The sequence below is a fragment of the Streptomyces sp. NL15-2K genome, assembly GCF_030551255.1.
Taxonomy (GTDB): Bacteria; Actinomycetota; Actinomycetes; order Streptomycetales; family Streptomycetaceae; genus Streptomyces.
This window is the reverse complement of the sequence record NZ_CP130630.1, coordinates 11,247,671-11,271,877: the sequence shown is the minus strand read 5'-3', so window position 1 is coordinate 11,271,877 and position 24,207 is coordinate 11,247,671. Positions and strand designations below refer to the sequence as shown.

14 protein-coding genes are annotated in these 24,207 nt (G+C 71.3%); 8 read left to right on the top strand and 6 right to left on the bottom strand.

The features are described from left to right. Nucleotides 1–261 precede the first annotated feature (261 nt). Nucleotides 262–681, top strand: a complete 420-nt coding sequence (locus Q4V64_RS49260) for a hypothetical protein (RefSeq protein WP_253267424.1) — start codon at nt 262–264, stop codon at nt 679–681. A gap of 25 nt (nt 682–706) precedes the next feature. Here Q4V64_RS49260 and Q4V64_RS49255 read toward each other — a convergent pair whose 3' ends face one another. The 3 genes from Q4V64_RS49255 to htpG form a co-directional block, all read right to left on the bottom strand. Then, the gene (locus tag Q4V64_RS49255; RefSeq protein WP_253267423.1) at nt 707–967 is read right to left on the bottom strand and encodes a hypothetical protein; all 261 of its coding nucleotides are present in this window, start codon (nt 965–967) and stop codon (nt 707–709) included. A gap of 365 nt (nt 968–1,332) precedes the next feature. Then, nucleotides 1,333–1,947, bottom strand: coding sequence for a lytic polysaccharide monooxygenase (locus Q4V64_RS49250; RefSeq protein WP_253267422.1), 615 nt, complete (start codon nt 1,945–1,947; stop codon nt 1,333–1,335). A 309-nt stretch (nt 1,948–2,256) separates the two neighbouring features. Then, complete coding sequence (gene htpG / locus Q4V64_RS49245) at nt 2,257–4,164, bottom strand: molecular chaperone HtpG (protein ID WP_124444709.1); 1,908 nt, start codon at nt 4,162–4,164, stop codon at nt 2,257–2,259. A 187-nt stretch (nt 4,165–4,351) separates the two neighbouring features. Between htpG and Q4V64_RS49240 the strand changes: the two genes are divergently transcribed. Continuing rightward, on the top strand, nt 4,352–6,571 hold the full coding sequence (locus tag Q4V64_RS49240) for a sialidase family protein (RefSeq protein WP_124444708.1): 2,220 nt from the start codon (nt 4,352–4,354) through the stop codon (nt 6,569–6,571). 60 nt (nt 6,572–6,631) lie between these two features. Here Q4V64_RS49240 and Q4V64_RS49235 read toward each other — a convergent pair whose 3' ends face one another. Continuing rightward, nucleotides 6,632–7,348 carry an FCD domain-containing protein gene (locus Q4V64_RS49235; RefSeq protein WP_253267421.1) on the bottom strand — a complete coding sequence of 239 codons (717 nt, stop codon included), beginning with the start codon at nt 7,346–7,348 and terminating at the stop codon, nt 6,632–6,634. 293 nt (nt 7,349–7,641) lie between these two features. Between Q4V64_RS49235 and Q4V64_RS49230 the strand changes: the two genes are divergently transcribed. The 6 genes from Q4V64_RS49230 to Q4V64_RS49205 are packed head-to-tail and all read left to right on the top strand — an operon-like array spanning nt 7,642 to nt 14,378. Beyond that, a complete protein-coding gene (locus Q4V64_RS49230; protein WP_124444707.1) occupies nt 7,642–8,538 on the top strand; it encodes a proline iminopeptidase-family hydrolase in 897 nt (298 codons plus the stop codon). A 40-nt stretch (nt 8,539–8,578) separates the two neighbouring features. Further along, entirely contained in the window at nt 8,579–10,303 is a 1,725-nt protein-coding gene (locus Q4V64_RS49225; RefSeq protein WP_124444706.1) for an ABC transporter substrate-binding protein, read from the top strand. Then, nucleotides 10,300–11,325 carry an ABC transporter permease gene (locus Q4V64_RS49220; RefSeq protein ID WP_124444705.1) on the top strand — a complete coding sequence of 342 codons (1,026 nt, stop codon included), beginning with the start codon at nt 10,300–10,302 and terminating at the stop codon, nt 11,323–11,325. The genes Q4V64_RS49225 and Q4V64_RS49220 overlap by 4 nt, the downstream gene beginning before the upstream one ends. Nucleotides 11,326–11,330: 5 nt before the next feature. Then, on the top strand, nt 11,331–12,299 hold the full coding sequence (locus Q4V64_RS49215) for an ABC transporter permease (protein ID WP_124444753.1): 969 nt from the start codon (nt 11,331–11,333) through the stop codon (nt 12,297–12,299). Further along, nucleotides 12,292–13,338, top strand: coding sequence for an ABC transporter ATP-binding protein (locus tag Q4V64_RS49210; RefSeq protein WP_124444704.1), 1,047 nt, complete (start codon nt 12,292–12,294; stop codon nt 13,336–13,338). The genes Q4V64_RS49215 and Q4V64_RS49210 overlap by 8 nt, the downstream gene beginning before the upstream one ends. Then, nucleotides 13,335–14,378 (top strand): oligopeptide/dipeptide ABC transporter ATP-binding protein, encoded by a 1,044-nt coding sequence (locus tag Q4V64_RS49205; RefSeq protein WP_253267420.1) that lies wholly within the window; start codon nt 13,335–13,337, stop codon nt 14,376–14,378. The genes Q4V64_RS49210 and Q4V64_RS49205 overlap by 4 nt, the downstream gene beginning before the upstream one ends. A 19-nt stretch (nt 14,379–14,397) precedes the next feature. On the opposite strand, the gene Q4V64_RS49200 is transcribed toward Q4V64_RS49205, so the two are convergent. Both Q4V64_RS49200 and Q4V64_RS49195 read right to left on the bottom strand, forming a co-directional pair. Then, entirely contained in the window at nt 14,398–15,873 is a 1,476-nt protein-coding gene (locus Q4V64_RS49200; RefSeq protein WP_124444751.1) for a tryptophan 7-halogenase, read from the bottom strand. Between the two features lie 14 nt (nt 15,874–15,887). Then, nucleotides 15,888–24,068, bottom strand: coding sequence for a type I polyketide synthase (locus Q4V64_RS49195; RefSeq protein ID WP_124444703.1), 8,181 nt, complete (start codon nt 24,066–24,068; stop codon nt 15,888–15,890). Nucleotides 24,069–24,207: the final 139 nt, after the last annotated feature.

Genomic DNA, 24,207 nt, shown 5'->3' with positions numbered 1-24,207 from the left:
CCGAACAGAATGGGAGTCCGATCAGCTCGCGGCGTCTGGTGCGTGCGATCGCAAGGCGCCGGAAGGTCCTCGATGGGGGTCCCCCCGCTCGAGCGAAGCCGAGAGTGGGGGAGGAGCTACTAGGGCCTTCCGGCAACGCGGCGAGCGTGCGTGCCAGGCGTCGCGAGCCGGGCTCCCATTCTGTTCGGAGCTCTAAGGGCTGGCTGGTCACCGACGAGCAGGCGGAGTTGCGGACCGCGCTGCGCCGGAGCGCTGCCGAGCGTGGCGTGGCGATCCGCGCCGGTGACCTGGACCTGGGCGAGGTACGGGTGCGCTGCCTCCCCGTGGTCCACACGTCCCACCCCGCCTACGGCTATCGCGTCGAGGCCGGCGACCTGGTGGGAGTTCCCGGCCTGGGCCGCGGGGGCGGACCTGATGTTCGCCGAGGCCGCCGCCTGGGACCGGCCGATACGGTTCCGGGGCGGCGTGGGCGGCCACGCCACTGTGCGGGCCGTCGCCGAGCAGGCCGTACGGCTCGGCGTACGGCGACTTGTCTACGCCCACATCGGGCGGCCCAGTCTCCGGGCGATCGATGCCGGATCGAAGCCGCCGGAGGGTGAATGGGGAGTCGAGGGCCGCACCTACTCCTTGCGGCCGGCCCGGGACAGTGCGCGGAACCACCGCGGGCCCCGGATCAGGTGATCCGGAGCCCGTGGGACACGCTTCGTCAGTGAGCGCCGACCTGGACGTGCGCGTCCGCCGCGACGACACCGCCCTCGGCCGAGAGGAAGGCACAGAGGTCGGCGCCGACGGCGGCCGACGGAGTGTCGAGAAGGAGACCGCCGGAGGCGCCGCCCGCGAGACCGCCTGTGAGACCGCCCGAGGCGCCGCCCGCCATACCTCCGGAGACGTTGTCGAGGTCGGCGTCGGCCATCTCGGCCGTTTCCACCTGGGGGATGAAGTTCATGACGCGCGGTTCCTTTCGCATGAGTAATTCTCCATGGCGTTCCTCGCCCAATTCCCGAAACGGGAACTGTTCCCGGCGGCTCGCGCCATGCGGAGGATCGAAGCACGTCGCAGGGGATACGGCCAGTCTCCGGACGTCGATGCGGCAGACGTTCCGGCGCCGCGCTTCACCGGTGTGAAACCGCGGTCACCGAATTCACCAACTCCTTCACGGGAATGGCCGCCACGCGGCACATTCAACTGTTGCCACGTGATGTCCAAGACGGACACTCCCCCACCAAAACGTCCGGCAGCCGCGCACCTGTGGCCACCGTCCAGTTTCCTTACGACTTACTGGTGAACGGTGTGCAGGTTTGCCAGTTTTTCCGCTGGCCGGGATTCGCCGGCTCAGCGGAAGTTCACGTCACTGCACAGGAAGTACGTCTGGTCCATGTGCGACGCCTGCCAGATCGTGTAGACGACGTGGCGGCCGCTGAGGCCAGACGTGCTCACGTCGATGGAGTAGTTCTGGCTGGGGGCGTAGCGGCCCGTTTTGGCGACGAGTTGGAGGTCGTCCCAGGTCAGCGGCTGGGTGGCGGGGTCGAAGCCCTGCCGGGTGACGTAGACGAGGAAGTAGTCGGCGCCATGGCTGGCCTGGTCGTACAGGCGCACGGTGAAGTCGCTGCCGACGTCCGTCGTCTTCCAGGGGCCCACGGTGTCCAGGGAGTTGTACCGGCCGCCTTCTGTCCGGCCGCCGCTGCACAGTTGCCCGTCGGGGACGACCGCCTCGAAGTTGCCGGCGGAGCCGTTGCGGTACAGGCCGTTCCAGTTCCACATGGCGTTCGGGTTGTCCTGCCACGCCTGCCAGCACATGGGGTCCTGCTGCTCCATGGCCGGGTTCTGGAAGTCGGATCCCCACCGGAGCCAGCAGCCGTAGTTGCGGGATGCCGGGTCGACGACCGAGCCGTGGGCGGCGGCGGTGCCGCTCCAGGGGATCAGGCAGAGCAGCACTGCGGCGAGCATGCTCAGAGCGAGTGTGGGGCGAGGGCGGACTCCTTTGGTCCGGTTTGATCTGCTCATGACAATTCACGTTCTCCCGTCTACCGAGACAGCGGGTATGGGGTTGGGTGCGGGCCGCGCGTGGGAGCGCTCCCGCACTTCCAACCTGCGCCCCTTGAAACAGGGGTGCAACATTCGATTGCGCCACTTTGGAGACCCCGTTGGCGCGTTCGATTCGTTCGACGTGTGCCCGCTGTCGTCGGCACACGGGGTTCGGGGCGCCCCGAACGAGCGGGCGCCCCGAATCGTCGTTCCACCGCGCGCTGTCGCGAACTACAGCGTGCTCTCCAGGCGGTCCGCCACCAGCTTGACGAACCGTGCGGGTTCCTTGGGCTGACCGCCCTCGGCGAGCACCGCCAGGCCGTGGAGCAGTTCGGCGGTCTCGGCGAGCCGCGTGCGGTCCTCGCGTTCCTTGTACGCCTGGTTCAGGCCCTTCACCAGCAGGTGGTCGGGGTTGAGTTCGAGGATCCGCTGGGTGCGCGGCACCTCCTGGCCCATCGCGCGGTACATGTTCTCGAGCGCCGGGGTGAGGTCGTGCGCGTCCGAGACGACGCAGGCCGGAGAGACGGTGAGGCGCGAGGAGAGGCGCACGTCCTTGACGTCCTCGTCCAGGTGCTCCTTCATCCAGCCGAGCAGCCCGGCATACTCCTCGGTCTGCTTCTCCCGCTCGCCGTCGGCCTTGTCGTCCCCTTCGGCGCCGAGATCGATCTCGCCCTTGGCGACGGAGCGCAGCTTCTTGCCCTCGTACTCGCCCACGGCGTCGACCCACACCTCGTCGACGGCGTCGGTGAGCAGCAGGACCTCGACACCCTTGGCCCGGAAGGCCTCCATGTGCGGGGAGTTCTCGATGCTCTGCCGGGACTCGCCGGTCAGGTAGTAGATGTCGTCCTGGCCGTCCTTCATCCGCTCCACGTAACTCTTCAGCGTGGTCGGCTCGTCGTCGCCGTGCGTGGTCGCGAACGACGAGACGGCGAGGAGGGCGTCACGGTTGTCCGCGTCGGTGATCAGTCCTTCCTTCAGGACGGCGCCGAACTCCCGCCAGAACGTGGTGTAGCGGTCCGGGGCGGACGCCATCATGTCCTTGACCGTGGACAGGACCTTCTTCGTCAGCCGGCTCCGCATCATCCGGATGTGGCGGTCCTGCTGGAGGATCTCGCGGGACACGTTGAGCGAGAGGTCCTGTGCGTCGACGACTCCCTTGACGAAGCGGAGGTACGGCGGCAGCAGCGCCTCGCAGTCGTCCATGATGAAGACGCGCTTCACATACAGCTGCACACCGCGCTTGAAGCCCTGCGTGAACAGGTCGTGCGGCGCGTGCGAGGGGACGAACAGCAGGGCCTGGTACTCGAAGGTGCCCTCCGCCTGGAGGCGGATCGTCTCCAGCGGTTCACGCCAGTCGTGGCCGATGTGCCTGTACAGCTCGTGGTACTCGTCGTCGGACACCTCCTCGCGCGAGCGCGCCCACAGGGCCTTCATCGAGTTCAGCGTCTCGGGTTCGGACGCGGCGTCCCCGGCGTCCCCGTCGCCCGATTCCGGGACGAGCCGGATCGGCCAGGTGATGAAGTCCGAGTACCGCTTGACGATCTCCTTGATCTTCCAGGCGGAGGTGTAGTCGTGCAGCTGGTTCTCGGGGTCCGCCGGCTTGAGGTGCAGGGTGACGGCGGTGCCCTGGGGGGCCTCGTCGGCCCTCCCCAGGGTGTACGTGCCCTCACCGCGCGACGTCCAGCGGGTGCCCTCGCTCTCGCCGGCGCGCCTGGTCACCAGGGTCACCTCGTCGGCCACCATGAAGCCGGCGTAGAAGCCGACGCCGAACTGGCCGATGAGCCCGTCGGCTCCCCCCGCCTCCTGGGCCTCCCGCAGTTCCTGGAGGAACTTGGCCGTGCCCGAGTTGGCGATCGTGCCGATGAGCTGCCCGACCTCGTCGTACGACATCCCGATGCCGTTGTCCCGCACGGTGAGGGTGCGGGCGTCCTTGTCGATCTCGATCTCGACGTGCAGGTCGGACACATCGGCGTCGAGCGTGTCGTCCCGCAGGGCCTCCAGACGCAGCTTGTCCAGTGCGTCGGAGGCGTTGGAGACGAGTTCGCGCAGGAAGACATCCTTGTTCGAGTAGACCGAGTGGATCATCAGCTGAAGGAGCTGACGGGCCTCTACTTGGAACTCAAACGTTTCGGTCGACATGGTTCGCGTGTACCTCACAGGTCCCTGAGTCGTCGCCGGACTGGCGCCCAGTCACTGTAAAACACCAAGTCGGTGAAGAGTCACCGGCTTCCGGAAGCGGCCGGCGGTCCTCTTCTGCTCAACTCCCCTCTCGCGTAACGTCGTTGCGTCCGAAGTGGCCAGGGTGACGGAAGGGTTACGGGGTTTCATGGGCAGAGGTCTGCTTTCGCTGGTTGTCGCCACGGTCACCGGTGCCGCGCTCCTCACGGCACCGGCGGCCGCGGCACCACCTCCCCCGCCGACGGACGTGTACCGGCCGGTCCGCGGTCCGTCCGCCCCGGCGGAGTACCGCTACCTCCAGAAGACCGTGCCGGGAGAGTCGATTCCGCGCCACGCCCACGATCTCGCGGCGGCACAGGCCCGCGAACTGCCCACCGTCGGGGGGCGTTGGAAGGGCGTCGGCCCCACCAACATCGGCGGGCGCGTCGTCTCCCTCGCGCTCGACCCGAAGCGCGCCGACACCCTCTACGCGGCGGCCGCCAGCGGCGGGCTGTGGCGCAGCACCGACGCCGGGGGCACGTTCCACTCGGTGTGGCCCGACAGCTTCACGCAGGCCATGGGCGCGGTCGCCACCGCACCGGACGGCACCCTGTACGTCGGCACCGGTGAGCCCAATCCGGGCGGCGGGAGCATCACGTACGAGGGCACGGGGATGTACCGGAGCAAGGACGGGGGCCGGAGCTGGACACCGATCGGCCTGCGCGACTCCGGCGCGATCAGCGCCATCACCATCGATCCCGCCGATCCCCGCCGTATCTACGTCGCCGCCGCGGGATCGCTCTACAACGGCGGCGGCGACCGGGGCGTGTACCGCTCGGAGGACGGCGGCGCCACCTGGGAGCGGATCCTCGCCGGCGCCAACGAGTTCACCGGCGCCACCGAGATCGTGCTGGACGGCGACCGCATGTACGCCGTGCTGTGGGACAAACGCCGCCGCCCCGATCTGCGGACGTACGGCGGTGAGGGCTCCGGCGTCTTCCGCTCCACGGACGGCGGCGAGAGCTGGCAACGGCTCGGCGGCGGCCTGCCCGCGCAGGGCGCGGAGGTGGGACGCATCGGCCTGGGCGTCGCTGGCGACCGGCTCTACGCGATCGTCAACAAGGCCGGCGGCTCCTTCGAGGGCTTCTACGGCTCCACCGACGGCGGCGACACCTGGACGCGCACACCGGACAACCCGGCCCTCACCGACTCGCAGTCCAGCTTCGGCTGGTGGTTCGGCAAGGTGTGGATCGACCCGCGGGACACCGAGCACGTGCACGTGGCCGGGGTCGCCCTCCTGACCACGAAGGACGGCGGCGACACCTGGACGGCCGACGACACGAGCATGCACGTCGACCACCACGCCATGGTGTGGGACCCGCGCCGGCCCGGCCGGGTCTACCTCGGCAACGACGGCGGCGTCTACCGCTCCGACTCCGGCGGCGACGGCGGCTGGGTCAAGTCACGCCACCAGCCGTACACGCAGCTCTACAGCGCGGCGATCAGCCCGCAGGACGTCACCAGGATCTCGGGCGGCGCCCAGGACAACGGCTCGCTGCGCTCCTGGGGCGGGGAGAAGTTCAACGAGTACCTCGGCGGCGACGGCGAGGAGAACCTGATCGACCCGACGGACGTGAACGACGTCATCGCCTGCTACCAGTACGGCAACTGCTTCCGTTCCACCGACGGCGGCGACACGCTCACCTACTTCGCCGACCGGACGACGTACCAGCGCCGCAACTGGTTCACGCCGGTGGTCTTCGACCCGCGCGACCCGAAGGTCCTCTACTACGGCTCGGAGGTCGTCAACCGCTCCACGGACGGCGGCGAGACCTGGCAGCCCATCAGCCCCGACCTCTCCGGCGGCCCGGGCTCCGATCCCCTCTACGCCAACTACGGCACCATCACCTCCATCGCCCCGGCCGGCGACGGACGCACCGTGTACGCCGGCACCGACGACGGCCGCGTCTGGGTCACCAAGAACCTCGGGGCGACCTGGACGAAGCTGGCCGAGGGGCGCCCCTGGGTGACCCGTGTGGTGGTGGACCCGAAGAACCCGAACCGGGTCTGGACCACCCACTCCGCCTACCGCTCCGGCTCGCCCCTCCCCCACGTCTACGGCAGCACCGACGCAGGCAGGCACTGGCGGAACCTGTCGGGCAACCTCCCGGCGGCGCCCGTCAACGACCTGGTCGTCGCGCGGGGCGGCCTGCTGTACCTCGCCACCGACCAGGGCGTGTTCACCAGCGTCACGGGCGGCGGCCGCTGGCTGCGCCTCGGACGCGGCATGCCGCAGGTGCCGGTCGACGACATCGAGTACGACGCGGGACACCACCGTCTGGTGGCCGCGACGTTCGGCAGGGGCTTCTACGAACTGACCACTTTCTGAGCAGATCGCTCACGGCGCAGCCGCCCGGCACTGGTCGGTGCCGGGCGGCTGTTCCATCCCTCAGGACGGTTCCGCGGCCCGCACACGCGCCAGTACGTCGCGGATCATGTCGGCGCTGATGAGGAAGTGGTCCCGGGCGATTTCCTCCGCTCGCTGGGGCTCGCCCGCCGCGATGGCCTCGTACAGGGCCGTGTGACCTTCGCCGGCCCGGTGGAAGTGGGACCGCTCGCCCTTGCCCCACGGCTCGATCGGGAAGCCGAGGCTGATCCGGGTCAGCAGCTCCCGGCTGAGCAGGGCGATCTGCGGATTGTGGGTGGCCGCGCAGATGCTCCGGTGGAACGCGCTGTCGGCGGCCTGTTCCTCTCGGGGAGTGCTTGCGGACAGGTGCGCGGCCAGGGCCTCACGCATGGGTTCGAGGTCCTCGGGTCGTCGGCGTCGGGCGGCCGTCGCGGCCACCATGCCTTCCACCAGCCCGCGCAGATCGAAGAGCTGCTCGAACTCCTCCCACCGGGGCAGCAGCGTGCGGCGGACCGCGGCCCCCGAGGACTCGGTCCAGCTGTCGCGTACGAAGGCACCCCCGTTGCGGCCCCGACGGATCTCGATGACCCCCAGGGTCTGCAGGCGTCCGACGGCCTCGCGGACGGTGGGGCGGCTCACCCGCAGGAGTCGGGTCAGCTCGCGTTCGACCGGCAGCCGTTCGCCCGGCAGGAAGTCTCCGACGGCGATCGCGGTGAGCAGCCGGTCGGAGACCTCGTCGACCGCCGAGGCCACGCGCACCGGGCGCAGCGACGACGACGGCGTACCGCCGAGCAGGACACGGTCGAGTACGCGGGAGAACTCGTCCCCCGGTTCGGGTGACTCAGGTGCGGATGTCAGCTGTCCTCCCCTTCGAGCGCCTCTTTTGTAAACGAGCGGGGGCCACGTGAACACGCCGTTACGTCTTGCCCCGGCCCCACCAAAAGGTCTTGTGCGCTGACCTTTTGCCCAATCACTATCTCATCCATCCGTCACACCCAACTGGTTTACGACAGAGGTCGGCATTCATTCCGGCCGGTCTGGGAGGCTTCCCCGTGGCGATCCCCGAACCGAACCACACCGGAACCGTCGACTTCAACGGCTGGTCCACCTGGTACCGGATCACGGGCGAACCGGGCAGGACACCCTTGGTCGTCCTGCACGGCGGACCCGGCGCCGGACACAACTACACGCTGAGCATCGCGGGCATCGCAGGGCAGGGTCGCGCCGTGGTGCACTACGACCAACTCGGCACCGGACTGTCCACCCATCTGCCCGGCAAGGGCGCCGACTTCTGGACCGTCCAGCTCTTCCTCGACGAACTCGACACGCTCCTGAAGGCACTGGGCATCGCCGACGCCTACCACATCCTCGGCCAGTCCTGGGGCGGCATGCTCGCCGCCGAACATGCCGTACGCCGCCCATCCGGGCTGCGCGGCCTGGTCATCGCCGACTCCCCCGCCTCCATGGAGCTGTGGCTGGCGGCGGCGAAGGAGTTGCGTGCCGAGCTTCCACCGGAGGTCCAGCGGACCCTGCTCGCCCATGAGGCGGCCGGGACCACCGACCACCCCGACTACCGGGCGGCCGAGCAGGTCTTCAACGAGCGCCACGTATGCCGCCTGGTCCCCAACCCACCCGAGATCCAGGCCACTTGGGACAACATCGAGGCCGATCCGACCGTGTACCACACGATGAACGGCCCGAACGAGTTCCATGTCGTCGGCACCCTGAAGAACTGGTCGGTCATCGACCGGCTGCACCTGATCGACGTGCCGACCCTGCTGGTGTCCGGGCGGTACGACGAGGCGACTCCCGAGACCGTCAAGCCCTTCGCCGACCACATCCCCGACGTGCGCTGGCACTTCTTCGAGCACTCCAGCCACATGCCGCACGTCGAGGAGGAGGAGCTCTACCTCCGGGTCGTGGGCGCGTTCCTCGACTCCACCGACTGATCCCCCGACGGGAGTTCCCTGGATGTCCCGCATGTCTTGCATGTCCCGAAGCAAGAGACGGAGCGCGCTCGCCGCCGCCACCGTCGCCCTCGCCCTGACCGCCGCCGCCTGTTCGTCCTCCGACGACGGCTCCTCCTCCGACCCGACCGCGTCCTCCTCCGGCTCCGGTTCCTCCGCCTTCCAGCCCGAGCACAAGGGCGGCACCCTGAAGCTCGTCGCCCACGCGGCCGCGGGCAGCCTCGACCCGCAGGTCAACTACACGCTCCAGTACTGGCAGTTGTACCAGTCGATGTACGACGGGCTGCTCTCGTTCAAGAAGGTCGGCGGCCAGCAGTCGTTCACCGTGGTCCCGGACCTGGCCGAGGCGATGCCGAAGGTGACGGGCGGCGGCAAGACGTACACGTTCACGCTCCGCAAGGGCATCTCCTTCTCCAACGGCAAGCCGGTGACCACGGACGACGTGGTGGCGTCCTTCCAGCGCGTCTTCAAGGTCTCCAGCCCCACCGCGGGCACCTTCTACAACGGCATCGTCGGAGCTGACGCCTGTCTGAAGAAGCCCGCCTCCTGCACGCTCGAGGGAGGCGTGACCGGCGACGCGAAGGCCAACACGGTCACCGTCAACCTCACCGCCCCGGACCCGGAGTTCCCGTACAAGCTGGCCGTCCCGCACGCCAGCGTCGTACCGAAGGACTCGCCGGCGAAGGACGCCGGCACCAAGCCGCTGCCGACGACCGGCCCCTACATGGCCGCCTCGTACGACCCGAACCGGGCGCTGAAGCTGGTGCGCAACCCGCACTTCAAGGAGTGGTCGCGTCCGGCGCAGCCCGAGGGCTACCCCGACGTGATCGACTACACCTTCGGCCAGACCGTCGAGTCCGAGGTCACCGCGGTCCAGAACGGCCAGGCGGACTGGATGTTCGACCCGCCGCCCGCCGACCGCCTGAACGAGATCGGCACCAAGTACGCCTCCCAGGCGCACGTGAACCCGCTGACCGCGTTCTGGTACGCGACGCTGAACGTCAACATGGCTCCGTTCAACAACAAGCTGGCGCGCCAGGCGATCAACTGGGCGGTCGACCGGGCCGCCGTGGTGCGGCTGTACGGCGGTACGAACCTCGCCTCGCCCGTCTGCACGATCCTGCCGCCGGGCTTCCCCGGACACGTCGACTCGTGCGACTACACCAAGGACGGCGGCAAGACCTGGTCGGCCGCGGATCTGGCCAAGGCCAAGGAGCTGGTGAAGCAGTCCGGTACGGCGGGGCAGGAGGTCGGCATCGTCGTCCAGGACGACGACGTCAACAAGTCGATCGGGCAGTACCTGCAGAGCCTGCTCACCCAGCTCGGCTACAAGGCGAAGCTCAAGCCGCTGTCGGGGAACATCCAGTTCACCTACATCCAGAACACCAAGAACAAGGTGCAGCTGGCCCTGACGTCCTGGTACCAGGACTATCCGGCGGCCTCGGACTTCCTCAACGTGCTGCTGTCCTGCGCCTCGTTCCATCCCGGCAGCGACTCCAGCATCAACATCGCCGGGTTCTGCGACAAGGGCATCGACGCGAAGATGAAGACCGCGCTGGAGACCGGGCAGACCGACCAGCAGAGCGCCGACCAGCAGTGGGGTGCCATCGACCAGGAGATCATGGCTCAGTCCCCGGTCGTCCCGCTGATCACCCCGAAACTCATCGACTTCACGTCGAAGCGGGTCGGCAACTACCAGTTCAGCAAGCAGTTCTACATGCTCGTCGGGCAGCTGTGGGTCAAATGAGCCACGCCGAACCCCTGTCGACCGCTGAGGCCCGGCGCTCGCCGGGCCCCTGGCGGACGGCCGCCGCCGACCTGTCGCACAACAGGTCGGCGGTGGCCGCGGCCGTCGTCCTGCTCGTCGTCGTGCTGGCGGCCCTGTGCGCTCCGCTGTACGCGGACCACGTCGCCCACACCGACCCGTTCCAGTCCCATGTCTCCGGCACCACGGTCGTCGACGGCAAGACCGTGCCCGTGCTCACCCCCAGCAGCACCGGCCTCGGCCTCGGGGTCACGCCCATCGGCCCCACCTGGGACACCGCCCACTACTTCCTCGGCGCCGACAACCAGGGCCGCGACGTCATGGCACGCCTGCTGTACGGCGGCCGTACGAGTCTGTTCATCGGCGTCACGGCGGCCCTGTTCACCTGCGTCCTCGGTACGGCCGTCGGAGTCGTCGCCGGCTACGCGGGCGGTGTCGTGGACGCCGTCATCTCCCGGATCCTGGACGTGATCTGGGCGTTCCCGGTGTATCTGCTGGCCATCTGTCTGTCGGTCGTCCTGCTCACCAACGGGCTGCGGCTGGGGCCGCTCACCGTGGACGCGGGAAGCCTCTGGCTGCCCGTCGCGATCATCGCGGCGATCTACGTGCCGTACATCGCCCGGCCGTTGCGCGGCCAGGTACTGGTGCTGCGCAACAAGGAGTACATCCACGCGGCCGTCGGCTCCGGCGCCCCGACCTTCCGCATCCTGCGCCGGGAAGTACTGCCGAACGTGCTGCCCACGGCGATCGTCTTCGTCCCGCTGATGACGGCGCTGGCCATGCTCACCGAGTCGGCGCTGTCCTTCCTGTCCGTCGGCGTCCAGCCGCCCGACGCCAGCTGGGGCACGATCATCGAGGACGGCCTGGGGCTGCTCTACACGCGGCCCGCCGTGACGATCGCCCCGGGACTGCTGATCGCGCTGACCACGGCGGCACTCAACGTCCTGGGCGACGGGGTGCGCGACGCGCTCGACCCGGGCGCCCGGCTGCGCGGAGGGGTGTGACGCTCATGCTCTCCTTCACGCTCAAGCGCTTCGGCTCGGCCCTCCTGGTGATGTTCTCGATCAGCGTGCTGGTGTTCCTGATCTTCTTCGCCACCCCGGGTGTCGATCCCGCGGCACGCATCGCGGGACGCAACGCCGATCCGGCCACGCTCGCCCAGGTGCGGCACTCCTTCGGCCTCGACCGTCCGATGCCCGTGCGCTATCTGCTGATGATGCGCCACCTGCTCATCGACCGGGACCTGGAGTCGTTCGTCAACCGGGGCTCCCGCGTCATCCCGCAGATCCTCCAGGCCACCCCGGTCACCTTGTCCCTCGTCATCGGCGCGGCGCTGATCTGGATGACGGCCGGCATCCTCATGGGCACGGCCGCGGCGGCCCTGCGCGGCAAGGCCGCCGACCCGCTGATCATGCTGGTCGGCGTGGTCGGAGTCTCGCTGCCGGCCTACTGGCTCGGCGAGGTCGTCAACCTCGTCACCCAGAAGCAGTTGCACGACTCGGTGTTCTCCTGGGTGCCGCCACCGGGATACGTCGGCCTGGGCCAGGACGCGGGCCAGTGGGCGCTGCACATGCTCTTCCCCTGGCTGACCCTGGCGCTGCTGTACGCCGGGATCTACGCCCGGCTGCTGCGCGGCGAGGTCGTCACCACGCTGAACGAGGACTACGTCCGCACCGCGCGGGCCAAGGGACTGTCCGAGCGGCGGATCCTCATCCGCCACGCCCTGCGCTGCTCGCTGATCCCGATCGTGTCGCTGTTCGGCCTGGACTTCGGCGCGCTCGTGGGCGGCGCCGCGCTGCTCACCGAGGTGGTCTTCGGCCTGCCCGGCATCGGCAAGCTCACCTACGACGCCCTGCAGAACCTGGACCTGCCCGTGATCATGGGGACCGTCCTGTACGCGGCGTTCTTCGTGGTCCTCGCCAACGCACTGGTGGACATCCTGTACGCGCGACTCGACCCGAGGGCCCGCCATGCCTGAGCCTTTGCTGGACGTACGAGATCTGCGGGTCTCCTTCCGCACCCGCAGCGGCCCGGTCACGGCCGTCGACGGTCTCTCCTTCACGGTCGCTCCGGGTGAAGTCCTGGGTGTCGTGGGCGAGTCGGGCTCGGGCAAGAGCGTGTCGATGCTGGCCGTGCTGCGACTGCTGACCAGCCCGAACGTGACCGTGTCGGGCGAAGTCCTCTTCCGTGGACGCGACTTGCTCGCCCTCCCCGACAAGGAGATGCGTGCGACACGGGGCCGGGAGATCGCCATGGTCTTCCAGGACCCGATGACCGCGCTGACCCCCGTCTACACCGTCGGATGGCAGATCGCCGAGCAGATACGGGCGCACGAACAGGTCTCCCGCAAGGAGGCGCACGCCCGCGCCGTCCGGTTGCTCTCCGACGTCGGCATCCCCGACGCGGCCTCCAGGGTGAACGCCTATCCGCACGAGTTCTCCGGCGGCATGCGCCAGCGCGTGGTCATCGCGATGGCCCTGTCCTGCGGTCCCGCGCTGCTCATCGCCGACGAACCGACCACGGCGCTCGACGTGACCGTGCAGGCGCAGATCCTCGACCTGATGCGCGAGCTCAACGGGCGCGGATCGGCGGTGGTGCTCATCACCCACGACATGGGGGTGATCTCCCGGATCGCCGACCGGGTCCTGGTCATGTACGGCGGCCGGGCGGCCGAGGAGGGCCCGCGCCGGGCGGTGTTCCACGGTCCGCGGCATCCGTACACCTGGGGGCTGCTCGACTCGGTGCCCCGCGTCGGCGGCCCCAGGCTGCGGCGACTGCCCACCATCGCGGGCGTGCCCGTCTCGCCGGGCGGCCTCCCGGAAGGATGCGCGTTCGCGCCGCGCTGCCGGCTGCGTCACGACCGGTGCGCCGAGCGCCCCGCGCTGGCCGCGGGCAACGGCGACACCGCGCACCGCGACGCCTGCTGGCTGCCGCCCGACGACCGCGGGTCGCTGCGGCTCACGGCACGGGCGGCGGCGACCGACGTACCTGACGTGGCGAGGGAGACGACACCGTGACGGCGCAGAACATCGCGGCAGTGGACGACGACAGCGATGCCCGGCCGGGCGGCGAAGTGCTGCTGCGCGCCACGGACGTCACCAAGCACTACGCCCTGCGCACGCAGGCGCTGTCCCGCCGCCGCAAGGTGCTGCGCGCCGTGGACGGAGTGTCGCTGGAGGTGCGCGGCGGGGAAACGCTCGGCATCGTCGGCGAGTCGGGCTGCGGCAAGTCCACCCTCGGCCGCTGCCTGGTCCGGCTCACCGAGCTCACCGGCGGCCGGGTCGAGTTCGACGGGCAGGACATCACCACGCTGTCCGCACGCCGGCTGCGACCCGTGCGTCCGGGGATGCAGCTGGTCTTCCAGGACCCGCAGGCCTCGCTCAGCCCCCGCCGCCGCGCCGGGGACATCGTGGCCGAGCCCCTGCTCGTGCACCGCTACGGGGACGCCGCCGCGGTCCGCCGCCGGGTCGCCGAGTTGTTCGACGTCGTGGGACTGGCCGCGGCTCATCTGGACCGCTATCCGCACGAGTTCTCCGGCGGGCAGCGCCAGCGCATCGGCATCGCCCGGGCCCTGGCCACCTCCCCGAAGCTGATCGTCGCCGACGAACCGGTGTCCGCCCTCGACGTGTCGATCCAGGCCCAGGTACTGAACCTCTTCGCCGACCTCCAGGAGGAGTTCGCGCTCACCTACGTCTTCATCGCCCACGACCTCGGAGTGGTCCGTCACGTGTCGGACCGGATCGCCGTCATGTACCTCGGCGAGATCGTCGAACTCGCCGGGACGGAAGCGCTGTACGGCGCCCCCGCCCACCCCTACACCCAGGCGCTGTTGTCCGCGGTCCCGGACATCGACGACGGCACCTCGGCAATGGATGTACCGCGCCGGGAACGCATCGTCCTCACCGGCGAGGTGCCCAACCCGGTGGACAAGCCGACGGGGTGCGCGTTCCGCACCCGCTGCCCGTACGCCCGCGAACGCTGTGCCCTGGAGCGCCCCCGGCTCACGCGGACGTCCTCCGGCCGGCACACGGCCTGCCATTACCCGCTGATCGACTGACAGTCCGTCAACTCTCTTGTCACGGGGCGGGGTCCATCCAAGCGAGCCCGTCCTCGGAGGCCACCAAACCACCGGCACGCACGGGGGTCTCCTCCTCCAGGGGTCCGCCGAACATTCCCCGTTCCTGCAGGATCGCGCCTTCCTGGAACACCTGCCGGACGGTGGCGGACTCCATGAGCGGGTTGCGCAGGCCGTCGGAGCCGGGAAGGCGGCCCACGGCCCGGTCGAAGTCGGAGGAGGCGGCCGTCAGGCGCGCGCCCGCGGACCCGGGCCCGGTGAGCGACGCGTCGCCGGACGCCAGGCCGCCCACCAGCTCGACGAACGCCTCGAGCTCGGTCGCACCGACGTTGGTGAGCTTGCGCGCCTTCCAGAAGTACGACCGCTCGTCCTGGTGCACGTCGTAGAAGGAGACCAGGAACTCGTAGAACAGGCCGTATTCGTGCCGGTAGCGGGCCTCGAACTCGTCGAACAGGCGGCCCTCGTCCAGGACTCCCGCCAGGCCGCTGTTGATCGACCGCGCCGCGAGGAGGGCGCCGTAGGTGGCGAGGTGCACGCCGGAGGACAGGACCGGATCGACGAAGCACGCAGCGTCACCGACCAGCACCATGCCGGGCCGCCACAGCCGGGACTTCCAGTACGACCAGTCCCTGCGAACCCGGACCTCGTCGTACGGCGCCTCGGTCGCCCGGGGGACTCCGCCGAGGAGGTCCCGGACCTCGGGGCACGCGTCGATCAGGCGTCGCCAGGCGGTCGCCGGGTCCCGCTGGATCGCCGCGGCGTTCTCCTGGCTCACCACCGCGCCCACGCTCGTCAGGTCGTCCCGCAGTGGGATGTACCAGATCCAGCCCTCGTCGAAGGCGGCGCAGAAGATGTTGCCGTCGTTCGGCGCGGGGAGCCGCTCTCCTCCGGCGAAGTAGCCGAAGACCGCCATGTTCCGGAAGAAGTCGGAGTACGTCCGCTTCCCGCCGACGTGCGTGTGGATCCTGCTGCCGTTGCCGGAGGCGTCCACGACGTATCGGGCCCCGGCCTCGCGGGTCTCTCCGTCGGGGCCGGTCCAGCGGACGCCGCGCACCCGCTCCTCGTCGGCGAGTATGCCGGTGACCCGGCAGCCGTCCCGTACGTCGACGCCGACGCGGCGGGCGTTGTCCAGGAGAATCGCGTCGAACCGGGACCGCTCGACCTGGTAGGCGAACGAGGTCGGATCGGCCAGCCGGGGCGACAGAGCGAACGAGAACTGCCACGGGTCCCGGCCGCGTCCCCAGCGGAACGTTCCGCCGCGCTTCGGTTTGAAGCCCGCGGCGGCGACCTCGTCCTCGACACCCAGGATGCGGCACACGCCGTGCACGGTGGAGGGGAGCAGCGACTCGCCGATCTGGTATCTCGGGAACGTGTGCCGCTCGACGAGGAGGACGCGGTGGCCCTTCAGGGCGACGGCCGCCGAGACGGTCGCCCCGGCCGGACCGCCTCCGACGACGATGACGTCGTGCTCCTCCATGCTCTTCGGGTGACTCACCGGTCTCCTTCCGCCGTGCGTGCGTCGATCCAGGTGCGGATCGCCGATGCCGTGGTCTCGGCGTGCTCGTGCATCATCGTCAGGTGGTCGCCGGGGACGTCCACGACGTCGTGCGGCACCGGCCAGGACGTCCGCCAGCCGTCCCCGTCCTCGGCGGCCGCCATGGCCGGGGTGGGTTCCAGCGGGCGGACCAGGAGCGTGGGGGTGTCGACCGGCTCGGGATCCCAGCCGAGGAAGAGGCGGTGGTAGGCGCCGATCGCGGCCAGGGCACTGTCGTCGACCCCGGTGGCGACGGGCTCTGCGAGGTTCTGGGAGACCGGGGCGCCCAGGGACAGCAGCCATTCCTTGTCCATGGTGTGCTCGTTGATGTGGTACGTGTCGATCAGCACGAGGCCGGTGGGGGCGGTGCCGAGGCTCTCCAGGCAACTGGTCACCTCGTGGGCGACGTTGCCGCCCGCGGACCGTCCGACGATCACGAAGGGCTGGTCCCCGACGTGCCGCAGCACGGCCTCGGCATGCGTACGAGCCAACGCGGCAGGGTCCTCCGGCACGGCGGCGCCCCCACCGATGCCGGGATGCGGGAACTCCACCAGGTCCAGGTCGCCCTGGAAGCACCGGTGGAAGCGCGGGTACTCGCCGCCTTCGGACGCGTACGACGGGTGGTAGGCCGGGAAGTGGACGACGGTCGGGCGGCCGGTGCCCGGGCGGCCGCCGGCGCGCCGGATCGGCGGCAGGGCGTGATCGCGTGCTTGTGCGGCGGTGAAGGTCGGCAGGGCCCAGGACGCGGTGACCAGCAGGTGCATCGCCGCCACCGGACGGCCGCTGCCGCTGACCTTCCCGAACAAGGAGGAGAGGGAGAGGGTGTGCGGGGGCCGTTCCGCCTCCGGTACCGGCAGGGAGTCGTCCAGCAGGCCGAGCAGACCGCGGGCCAGGTCCTCCGCCGTGGGATGCTCGAACACCACCGCCGCGGACAGCCTGAGTTTCAGGGCCAGGCTCAGCCGGTTGCGGATCTGTACCGCGGTGAGGGAGTCGAATCCCAGGTCGGCGAGGGCCTTGCCGGTGGGCAGTGCGTCGGCGTGGGGGTAGCCGAGGATCGCGGCGACGTCGGCGCGCAGCAACCGCGTGAGTGCCGCCTCGCGTTCGCCGGCCGGGAGCCCGGCGAGCAGCTTCCGCCACGACCCCGGCTCCAGGATCTGCTCCGGTCCGGGCGCGGAGGTTCCGCCGCCCGAGGCCGTCGGGCGGGCCGGACGCACCAGGCCTCGCAGCAACGGTGGCAGGGGCTGTCCGGCGGACCGGAGCGCGGCCCGGTCCAGCAGGATCGGCGCCAGCACGGGCACGTCCGCGCCCAGCGCCGCGTCGAACAGCGCCAGGCCCTGCTCCGTGGACAGGCCGTGGAAGCCGCCGCCGTCGCGGGACACCGATGGTGCCGCCATCCCTGCGCCGTGCTCCCACGGGCCCCAGGCCAGGGAGATCGCGGGCAGCCCCTGGTCGGTGCGATGGCGGGCGAGGGCGTCGAGAAGGGAGTTCGCCGCCGCGTAGTTGCCCTGGCCGGCCCGGCCCAGCAGGCCCGAGGCCGAGGAGAACAGGACGAACGCCGACAGATCCAGGTCCCGGGTCAGCTCGTGGAGATGCCAGGCCGCGTCCGCCTTCGGCCGCAGTACGGTCGCCATCCGCTCGGGGGTCAGCGCGGCCAGCACGCCGTCGTCCAGGACCCCCGCCGCGTGCACCACACCGGTCAGTGGAGGCTCGCAGTTCTGGATCACCTCGGTCAGGGCGGCGCGGTCGGCCGCGTCACAGGCGACGATCCGGACCTCGGCACCCAGCTCCTCCAGTGAGCCGCGCAGTTCTTCGGCGCCGGGTGCCTGCGGGCCACGGCGCCCGGTCAGCAGCAGATGCCGTACGCCGTGGCGGGAGACGAGGTGCCGGGCGACTTCCGCACCCAGTGCCCCGGTGCCTCCCGTGACCAGCACGGTGCCGTCCGGTCCGAAGGCGGGGCGGACGGAGCTGGGGTCTGTGTCCTCGCCGGAGGGTGCCGTCAGTCGTGGCACCGTCACCTGCCCGGCACGGACACGCAGTTGGGGCTCGCCGCCGGCCACCGCGGCGGGGAGCAGCCGCAGGGACTCGGGCCGTCCGTCCACGTCGACCAGGACGACCCGTCCGGGGAGTTCCGACTGCGCGCTGCGCACCAGCCCCCAGACCGCGGCGCCGGCCAGGTCGGGCAACGGCCCGGTGGCGTCCCGAGTCACCACCACCAGTCGCGACCCCGCCGTGCGCGGATCGTCCTGCCAGTCCTGCAGCGCCCGCAGCACTCTGCCGGTCAGCGCGTGGACGGCGGGCAGCGGATCGGCGTCCGCCGGCGGGCCGAGGGCGGTGACGACCACGCACTCGGCGCCGGTCGGATCGTCCATCGTCCCGACGCCGGGGAGGGCCCCGCCGAGGTTCAGCTCGTCCGGGCCGAGTACCGCCCAGCGCCCGGCGTCGGGGTGGTCAGGGCGGTCGGGCAGTTCCGCGCCGATCCAGTCGGGGCGCAGCAGGGCACGTCGTACGAGGTCGTCCGCCGGGCTCGCCTGCCCGGCCGGGAGTTCTCGGGTGGCCAGGGAGTCCACCCGGGCCACCGGACGCCCCATCGGGTCGGTGAGGGTGAGCGAGACCGTGTCCGGGCCGGCCGGGATCGTTCGCACCCGCAGCTCCGATGCTCCTGCGGCGTGCAGGCGCACCCCGTTCCACGCGAACGGCACCCGGGCCGGGCGGCCCGGCTCGGGTTCGGGCGCGGCGAGCAGCGAGGCGTGCGACGCGGCGTCGAACAGCGCCGGGTGGAGGCCGAACCGGCCGGCCTCCGCCGCCTGCGACTCGGGCAGCCGTACCTCGGCGAAGAGTTCGTCGCCGCGCCGCCATGCGGCCCGGACGCCCTGGAACGCGGGCCCATAGGCATGACCGGCGTCCGCGAGGGTGTCGTACGCGCCGGTGAGGTCCACCTCGGCGGCACCCTGCGGCGGCCACGGTCCCGGCTCGGGCTCCGTCGGCCCCGGCTCGGGCTCTTCGGTCGCTCGGCTCAGCAGCCCGGTGACGTGCCGGGTCCAGGAGGCCTCGGGGTCGTCCGCGGCGGATGCGTCATCGTGCGCGGCGGATGCATCGGACTCGTCGGGCTCGTCGGGCTCGTCGGCGTCTTCGGGCTCTTCGGGCTCTTCGGGCTCTTCGGACCGGGAGTAGATGTCGACCGGCCGCCGCCCGGAGTCGTCCGTCTCGCCCACCACCACCTGGACGCGTACCCGCGCGGTGCCGCGCAGGACGAGCGGCGCCAGGACCACGAGTTCGTCCACGATGTCGCGGCCCACCACGTCGCCCGCCCGGGCGGCCATCTCCAGGAACGCCGTCGCGGGCACGAGGACCGTCCCGCCGATCACATGGTCGGCGAGCCACTGCTGGGTCACGGTGGACAGCAGCCCCGTCAGCACCGTCCGGCCGGTGCCCGGCACCGCGAACGCCGGGCCCAGCAGCGGGTGTTCCTCCGCGGCCGCGGCCGAGCCGAGGGGCGGGGCGTCCAGCCAGTACCGCTGCCGCTGGAAGGCGTACGTCGGCAGGTCCACGCGCCGTGCGCCGGTGCCCGCGAACACCGCGGACCAGTCGACGCCCACCCCGCGCACCTGGAGGCGGGCCAGGGCGGACAGCAGCGTCTCCGGTTCCCGCTCGCCGCCGCGCGTGGCCGCGGCGAGGACGGGGCCGCCCCGCGCGGCGAAGGAACCGTCCCCGTCGGCCAGGCAGTCCTCGGCCGCCGCGGTGAGCACGGGCCCCGGACCCAGCTCCAGGAAGGCCGCGACCCCGTTGTCCCCGAGCCACCGCACGGCGTCGGCGAACCGCACCGGCAGCCGGGCGTGCCGCACCCAGTACTCCGGGGAACACAGCTCGCCCGCATCGGCCTGCCGGCCCGACACGGCGGAGACCAGCGGGATCCGTGGCGGCCGGAAGCTCAACTCCCGGGCGACCGCCCGGAATTCGTCGAGCATGGGCTCCACGAGGGGTGAGTGGAAGGCGTGGCCCACCCGCAGTCGTACGGTCCTGTGGCCACGCGTCTCGAACCCCGCCGCGACGGCGAGTACCGCGGCCCGCGCGCCGGAGATCACCACGGAGCGCGGCCCGTTCACGGAGGCGATCGCCACCCGGTCCCCGGCGTCCGGCAACACGGCGAGGACTTCGTCCTCGGTCGCGTCCAGGGCCACCATCGCACCGCCGTCGGGCAGCGCCCGCATCAGCCGGCCGCGGGCCGCGACGAGTGCGGCCGCGTCGGGCAGATCCAGGACGCCGGCGACGTGGGCCGCCGCCAGCTCCCCCACGGAGTGACCGGCCAGGAAGTCGGGCCGCACCCCGCAGGACTCCACCAGCCGGAACAGGGCCACCTCGAAGGCGAAGAGTGCGGCCTGGGTGAAGTCGGTACGGTCGAGCAGAGCCGCCTCCGGTGAACCCGGCTCGGCCTCCGTCACCGTACGCAGCGGGTGTTCGAGACGGTCGTCCAAATCCCGGCAGACCTCGTCGAGGGCCGCGGCGAACGCGGGGAACGCGGCGGCGAGTTCGGCTCCCATGCGGGCGTGTTGCGCGCCCTGGCCGGTGAACAGGAAGGCCGTACGGATGCCGGTGTCCGCCAGGCCCCGCACGGTTCCCGCATCTGTGCCCTCGGCGAGCGCTCGCAACGCCTGGACCATCCGCGCCCGGTCTCCGGCCGGGATCATCACCCTGTGGGTCAGGGCGGGCCGCGACACCGCCAGGGAGAAGCCGATGTCGGCGGACGACGGGCCGGGCCGGTCCGCCAGATGGGCCGCGAGCCGTCGTGCCTGGGCGCGCAGGGCGCCTTCGTCGGCTCCGGAGAGCAGCCAGGGCACGGGCAGGGGGGAGTCCGCCGCGTCTTCGCGGGAGCTTCGAAGCGTCTGTTTCCCGGGAGTCGGCGGGGGCTCTTCCAGGATCACGTGCGCGTTGGTCCCGCTGATCCCGAAGGCCGACACGCCGGCGCGCCGCGGCCGGTCCGCCGACGGCCACGGACGGGCCGCGGTCAGCAGTTCGACCCGGCCCAAGGACCAGTCCACATGCGGCGAGGGCTGATCGGCGTGCAGCGTCCGGGGCAGCTCCCCGTGCCGCATGGCCTGCACCATCTTGATGACCCCGGCGACCCCGGCCGCCGCCTGGGTGTGGCCGATGTTCGACTTCACCGACCCGAGCCACAGCGGGCGTTCGCGGTCCTGCCCGTACGTGGCCAGCAGCGCCCGCGCCTCGATGGGGTCGCCCAGCGTGGTGCCCGTACCGTGCGCCTCCACCGCGTCCACGTCGCTCGCGCGCAGCCCGGCGTCGGCCAGCGCTCGCGTGATCAGCCGTTCCTGGGCCGGTCCGTGGGGTGCCGTCAGTCCGTTGGACGCGCCGTCGGAGTTGACGGCGGAACCGCGCAACACGGCCAGCACGGGGTGGCCGTGGCGCCGCGCGTCGGACAGCCGCTCCAGCAGCACCAGGCCCACGCCCTCGCCCCAGGCGGTGCCGTCGGCCGCCGCCGAGAAGGACTTGCAGCGGCCGTCGGGTGCCAGGCCGCGCTGCCGGCTGAAGGCGAGGAACGGCTTCGGCGTCGACATCACGGTGACACCACCGGCCAGGGCCAGGGAGCACTCGCCCGAGCGCAGCGCCCGGGCCGCCATGTGCAGCGCCACCAGCGAGGAGGAGCACGCGGTGTCGATCGTGATCGCGGGGCCGCGCAGGCCGTAGACGTAGGAGATGCGGCCGGAGGCGACACTGCGGGCCGAGCCCAGACCCAGGTGCGCCTCCAGATCGTGGGTGCGGTGGAAGCGGGAGGCGTAGTCGGAGTGCATCACGCCGACGAACACGCCCGTGTCGCTCTCGCGCAGCGAGGCCGGGGCGATGCCGGCCCGTTCCCACACTTCCCAGGAGGTTTCGAGGAGGAGCCGCTGCTGCGGGTCCGTGGCCAGCGCCTCCCGGGGCGAGATCCCGAACAGGCCCGCGTCGAACTCGGCGGCCCGGTGCAGGAATCCGCCGCTGCGGGTGTACGAGGTGCCGAGGCGGTCGGGGTCGGTGTCGTAGAGGCCGTCCAGATCCCAGCCCCGGTCCGTGGGGAACTCCGAGATCGCGTCCCTGCCTTCCGACACCAGCTGCCACAGCTCCTCGGGAGAGGTGACGTCGCCGGGGTAGCGGCAGCCCATCGCGACGATCACCACGGGATCCTCGTCGGCCCGTCCGGGAACCGGCCGCGCGGCGGAGGTGTGACCCCCGGCCGCCGGGTCGAAGAGGGCGGCACGCAGGTACCCGGCCACGTCGGACGGTGTCGGGTGGTCGAAGACCAGCGTCGTCGGCAGGTCCACGCCGGTCGCCGCGCCCAGCCGGTCGATCAGCGTGACCGCGCCCACGGAGGTCAGCCCGAGATCGGTGAAGGGGGTGTCCGCGTCGAGGGGGTCGTCCGGGGCGTCACCGCGGACCGCGGACGTCTCGGCGAGCACCGTCTCGCGCAGGACGCGTTCCTGCTCCTCCGGCGCCAGGGTCAGGAACCGCTCGCGCAGGGAGGCGTCGGCGGCCGGCGGCGGGGCGGACCGGACGTCGGGTGCGGGGCGGGGCACTCCGGGGACGACCGCGTGGCGGGCGATCTTGCCGGAGGCGGTGCGCGGGACGGCGGCGATCTCGTGGATCTCGACGGGCACCTTGTAGTCGGACAACCGGGTGCGGCACTCGGCCAGCACCCGCCGCGGGTCGATCCCGTCCGGGCCGGGTACGACGAAGGCCACCGGGACCTCGCCGAGGACGTCGTGCGGCCTGCCCACGACCACGGCGTCACTCACGCCGGGACAGCGCAGCAGGGCCTGTTCGATCTCCGTGGGGTGGATGTTCTCGCCGCCGCGGATGATCAGCTCGCTGACCCGGCCGGTGAGGGTGAGGTGGCCGTGCTCGACGCGGCGGCCGAGGTCCCCGGTGCGGTACCAGCCGTCCTTCAGCGCGGCGGCGGTCGCCTCGGGCTGGTTGAAGTACCCGGTCATGAGTCCCGGCCCGCGCACCCAGATCTCGCCCTCGTCGCCGTCCGCGACATCGTTGCCACCGCGCGGATCGACGACCCGAACGTCCGTGCCCGGCACCGGCGGTCCGCAGGAACCGTCGACCCTGGGCCCCTCCGGAGGGCTCACCGCGATCATGCCGCAGGTCTCGGTGCTGCCGTACGCGTTCAGCAGCGGCGCCCCCAAGGTCTCCTCGACCTCAGTGTGCAGCGCCGGGGGACACGGTGCGCCCGCCACGACGCACAGCCGCAGCGCAGGGTGGGAGGACGACGGGGCCTGACCGGCCGAGGACATCAGCCGGTGATACGTCGTGGGAACGCCCGCCAGCACCGTGAAGGGGCCGCCGAGTTCTTCGGGCGGCGAGTGGAGCTCCTGCCACAGGCCGTCGGGCGGAAGGTGTTCGCCGGTGATCCTGGCGCTCGCGCCGACGGCGGTGACGCCCAGGATCGCGAGGGAGTGCGCGAAGGAGTGGAACAGCGGCAGCGGCCACAGGACCCGGTCCTCGGACGAGAGCCCGAAGATGGGCGCGTAGACGGCGGCGGGCGACCACAGTGCGGCGCGCTGCGTGGACAGTACTCCCTTGGGACGGTGGGTGGTTCCGGAGGTGTAGAGCATCCAGGCCGGGTCGTCGAGCCCGAGGCCCTCGCCGGGCGGGCCACCGGGGTCCGCGGACCCGTCGTCGCCGACGGCGGTCCGGAACAGGACGGTGCTGTCGGGAGCGTCCGCCGGAACGGGGCCGGAACCGGTGAGCAGGACGCGCAGGCGGTCGTACTCGGGTCCCAGGCGCCGGAGTTGCGTCAGGTGCGCGGCGTCGGTGACGAGGACCGAAGCTCCGCTGTCCCGCATGAAGTGGGCGAGTTCGGCGTCGGAGGAGCGGGGATTGAGCAGGACGCCGATCACCCCCGCCCGCACGGTCGCGAGGCAACTCTCCACCAGCTCCACGCGGTTGCCCAGGCAGATCGCGACCCGGTCGCCGCGGCGGAGGCCCGTCCGGGTGAGATGCGCGGCGAGCCTGCCGGTGCGCATCTCCAGCTCGGCGTAGGTGACGCTCCGTGAGGGGTCGGAGAACGCGACCCGCTCCCCCGACAACTCGGCGTGCGTCCTCAGCAACTCCGGTAACGGCCGGATCAGCTCGTCGTGCCTCATATCTCTGCCTTCCCGACGCTCGGCCGCAGGCCAAACCCCTTGCGGTACAACGGCATCGAGCCTAATGCCAAGAAAGCGTGAAGCACCGGGAAAGATCAAACAGGCCGGCACCCGCGTACCCTCAGTGCGAGGTGCACAG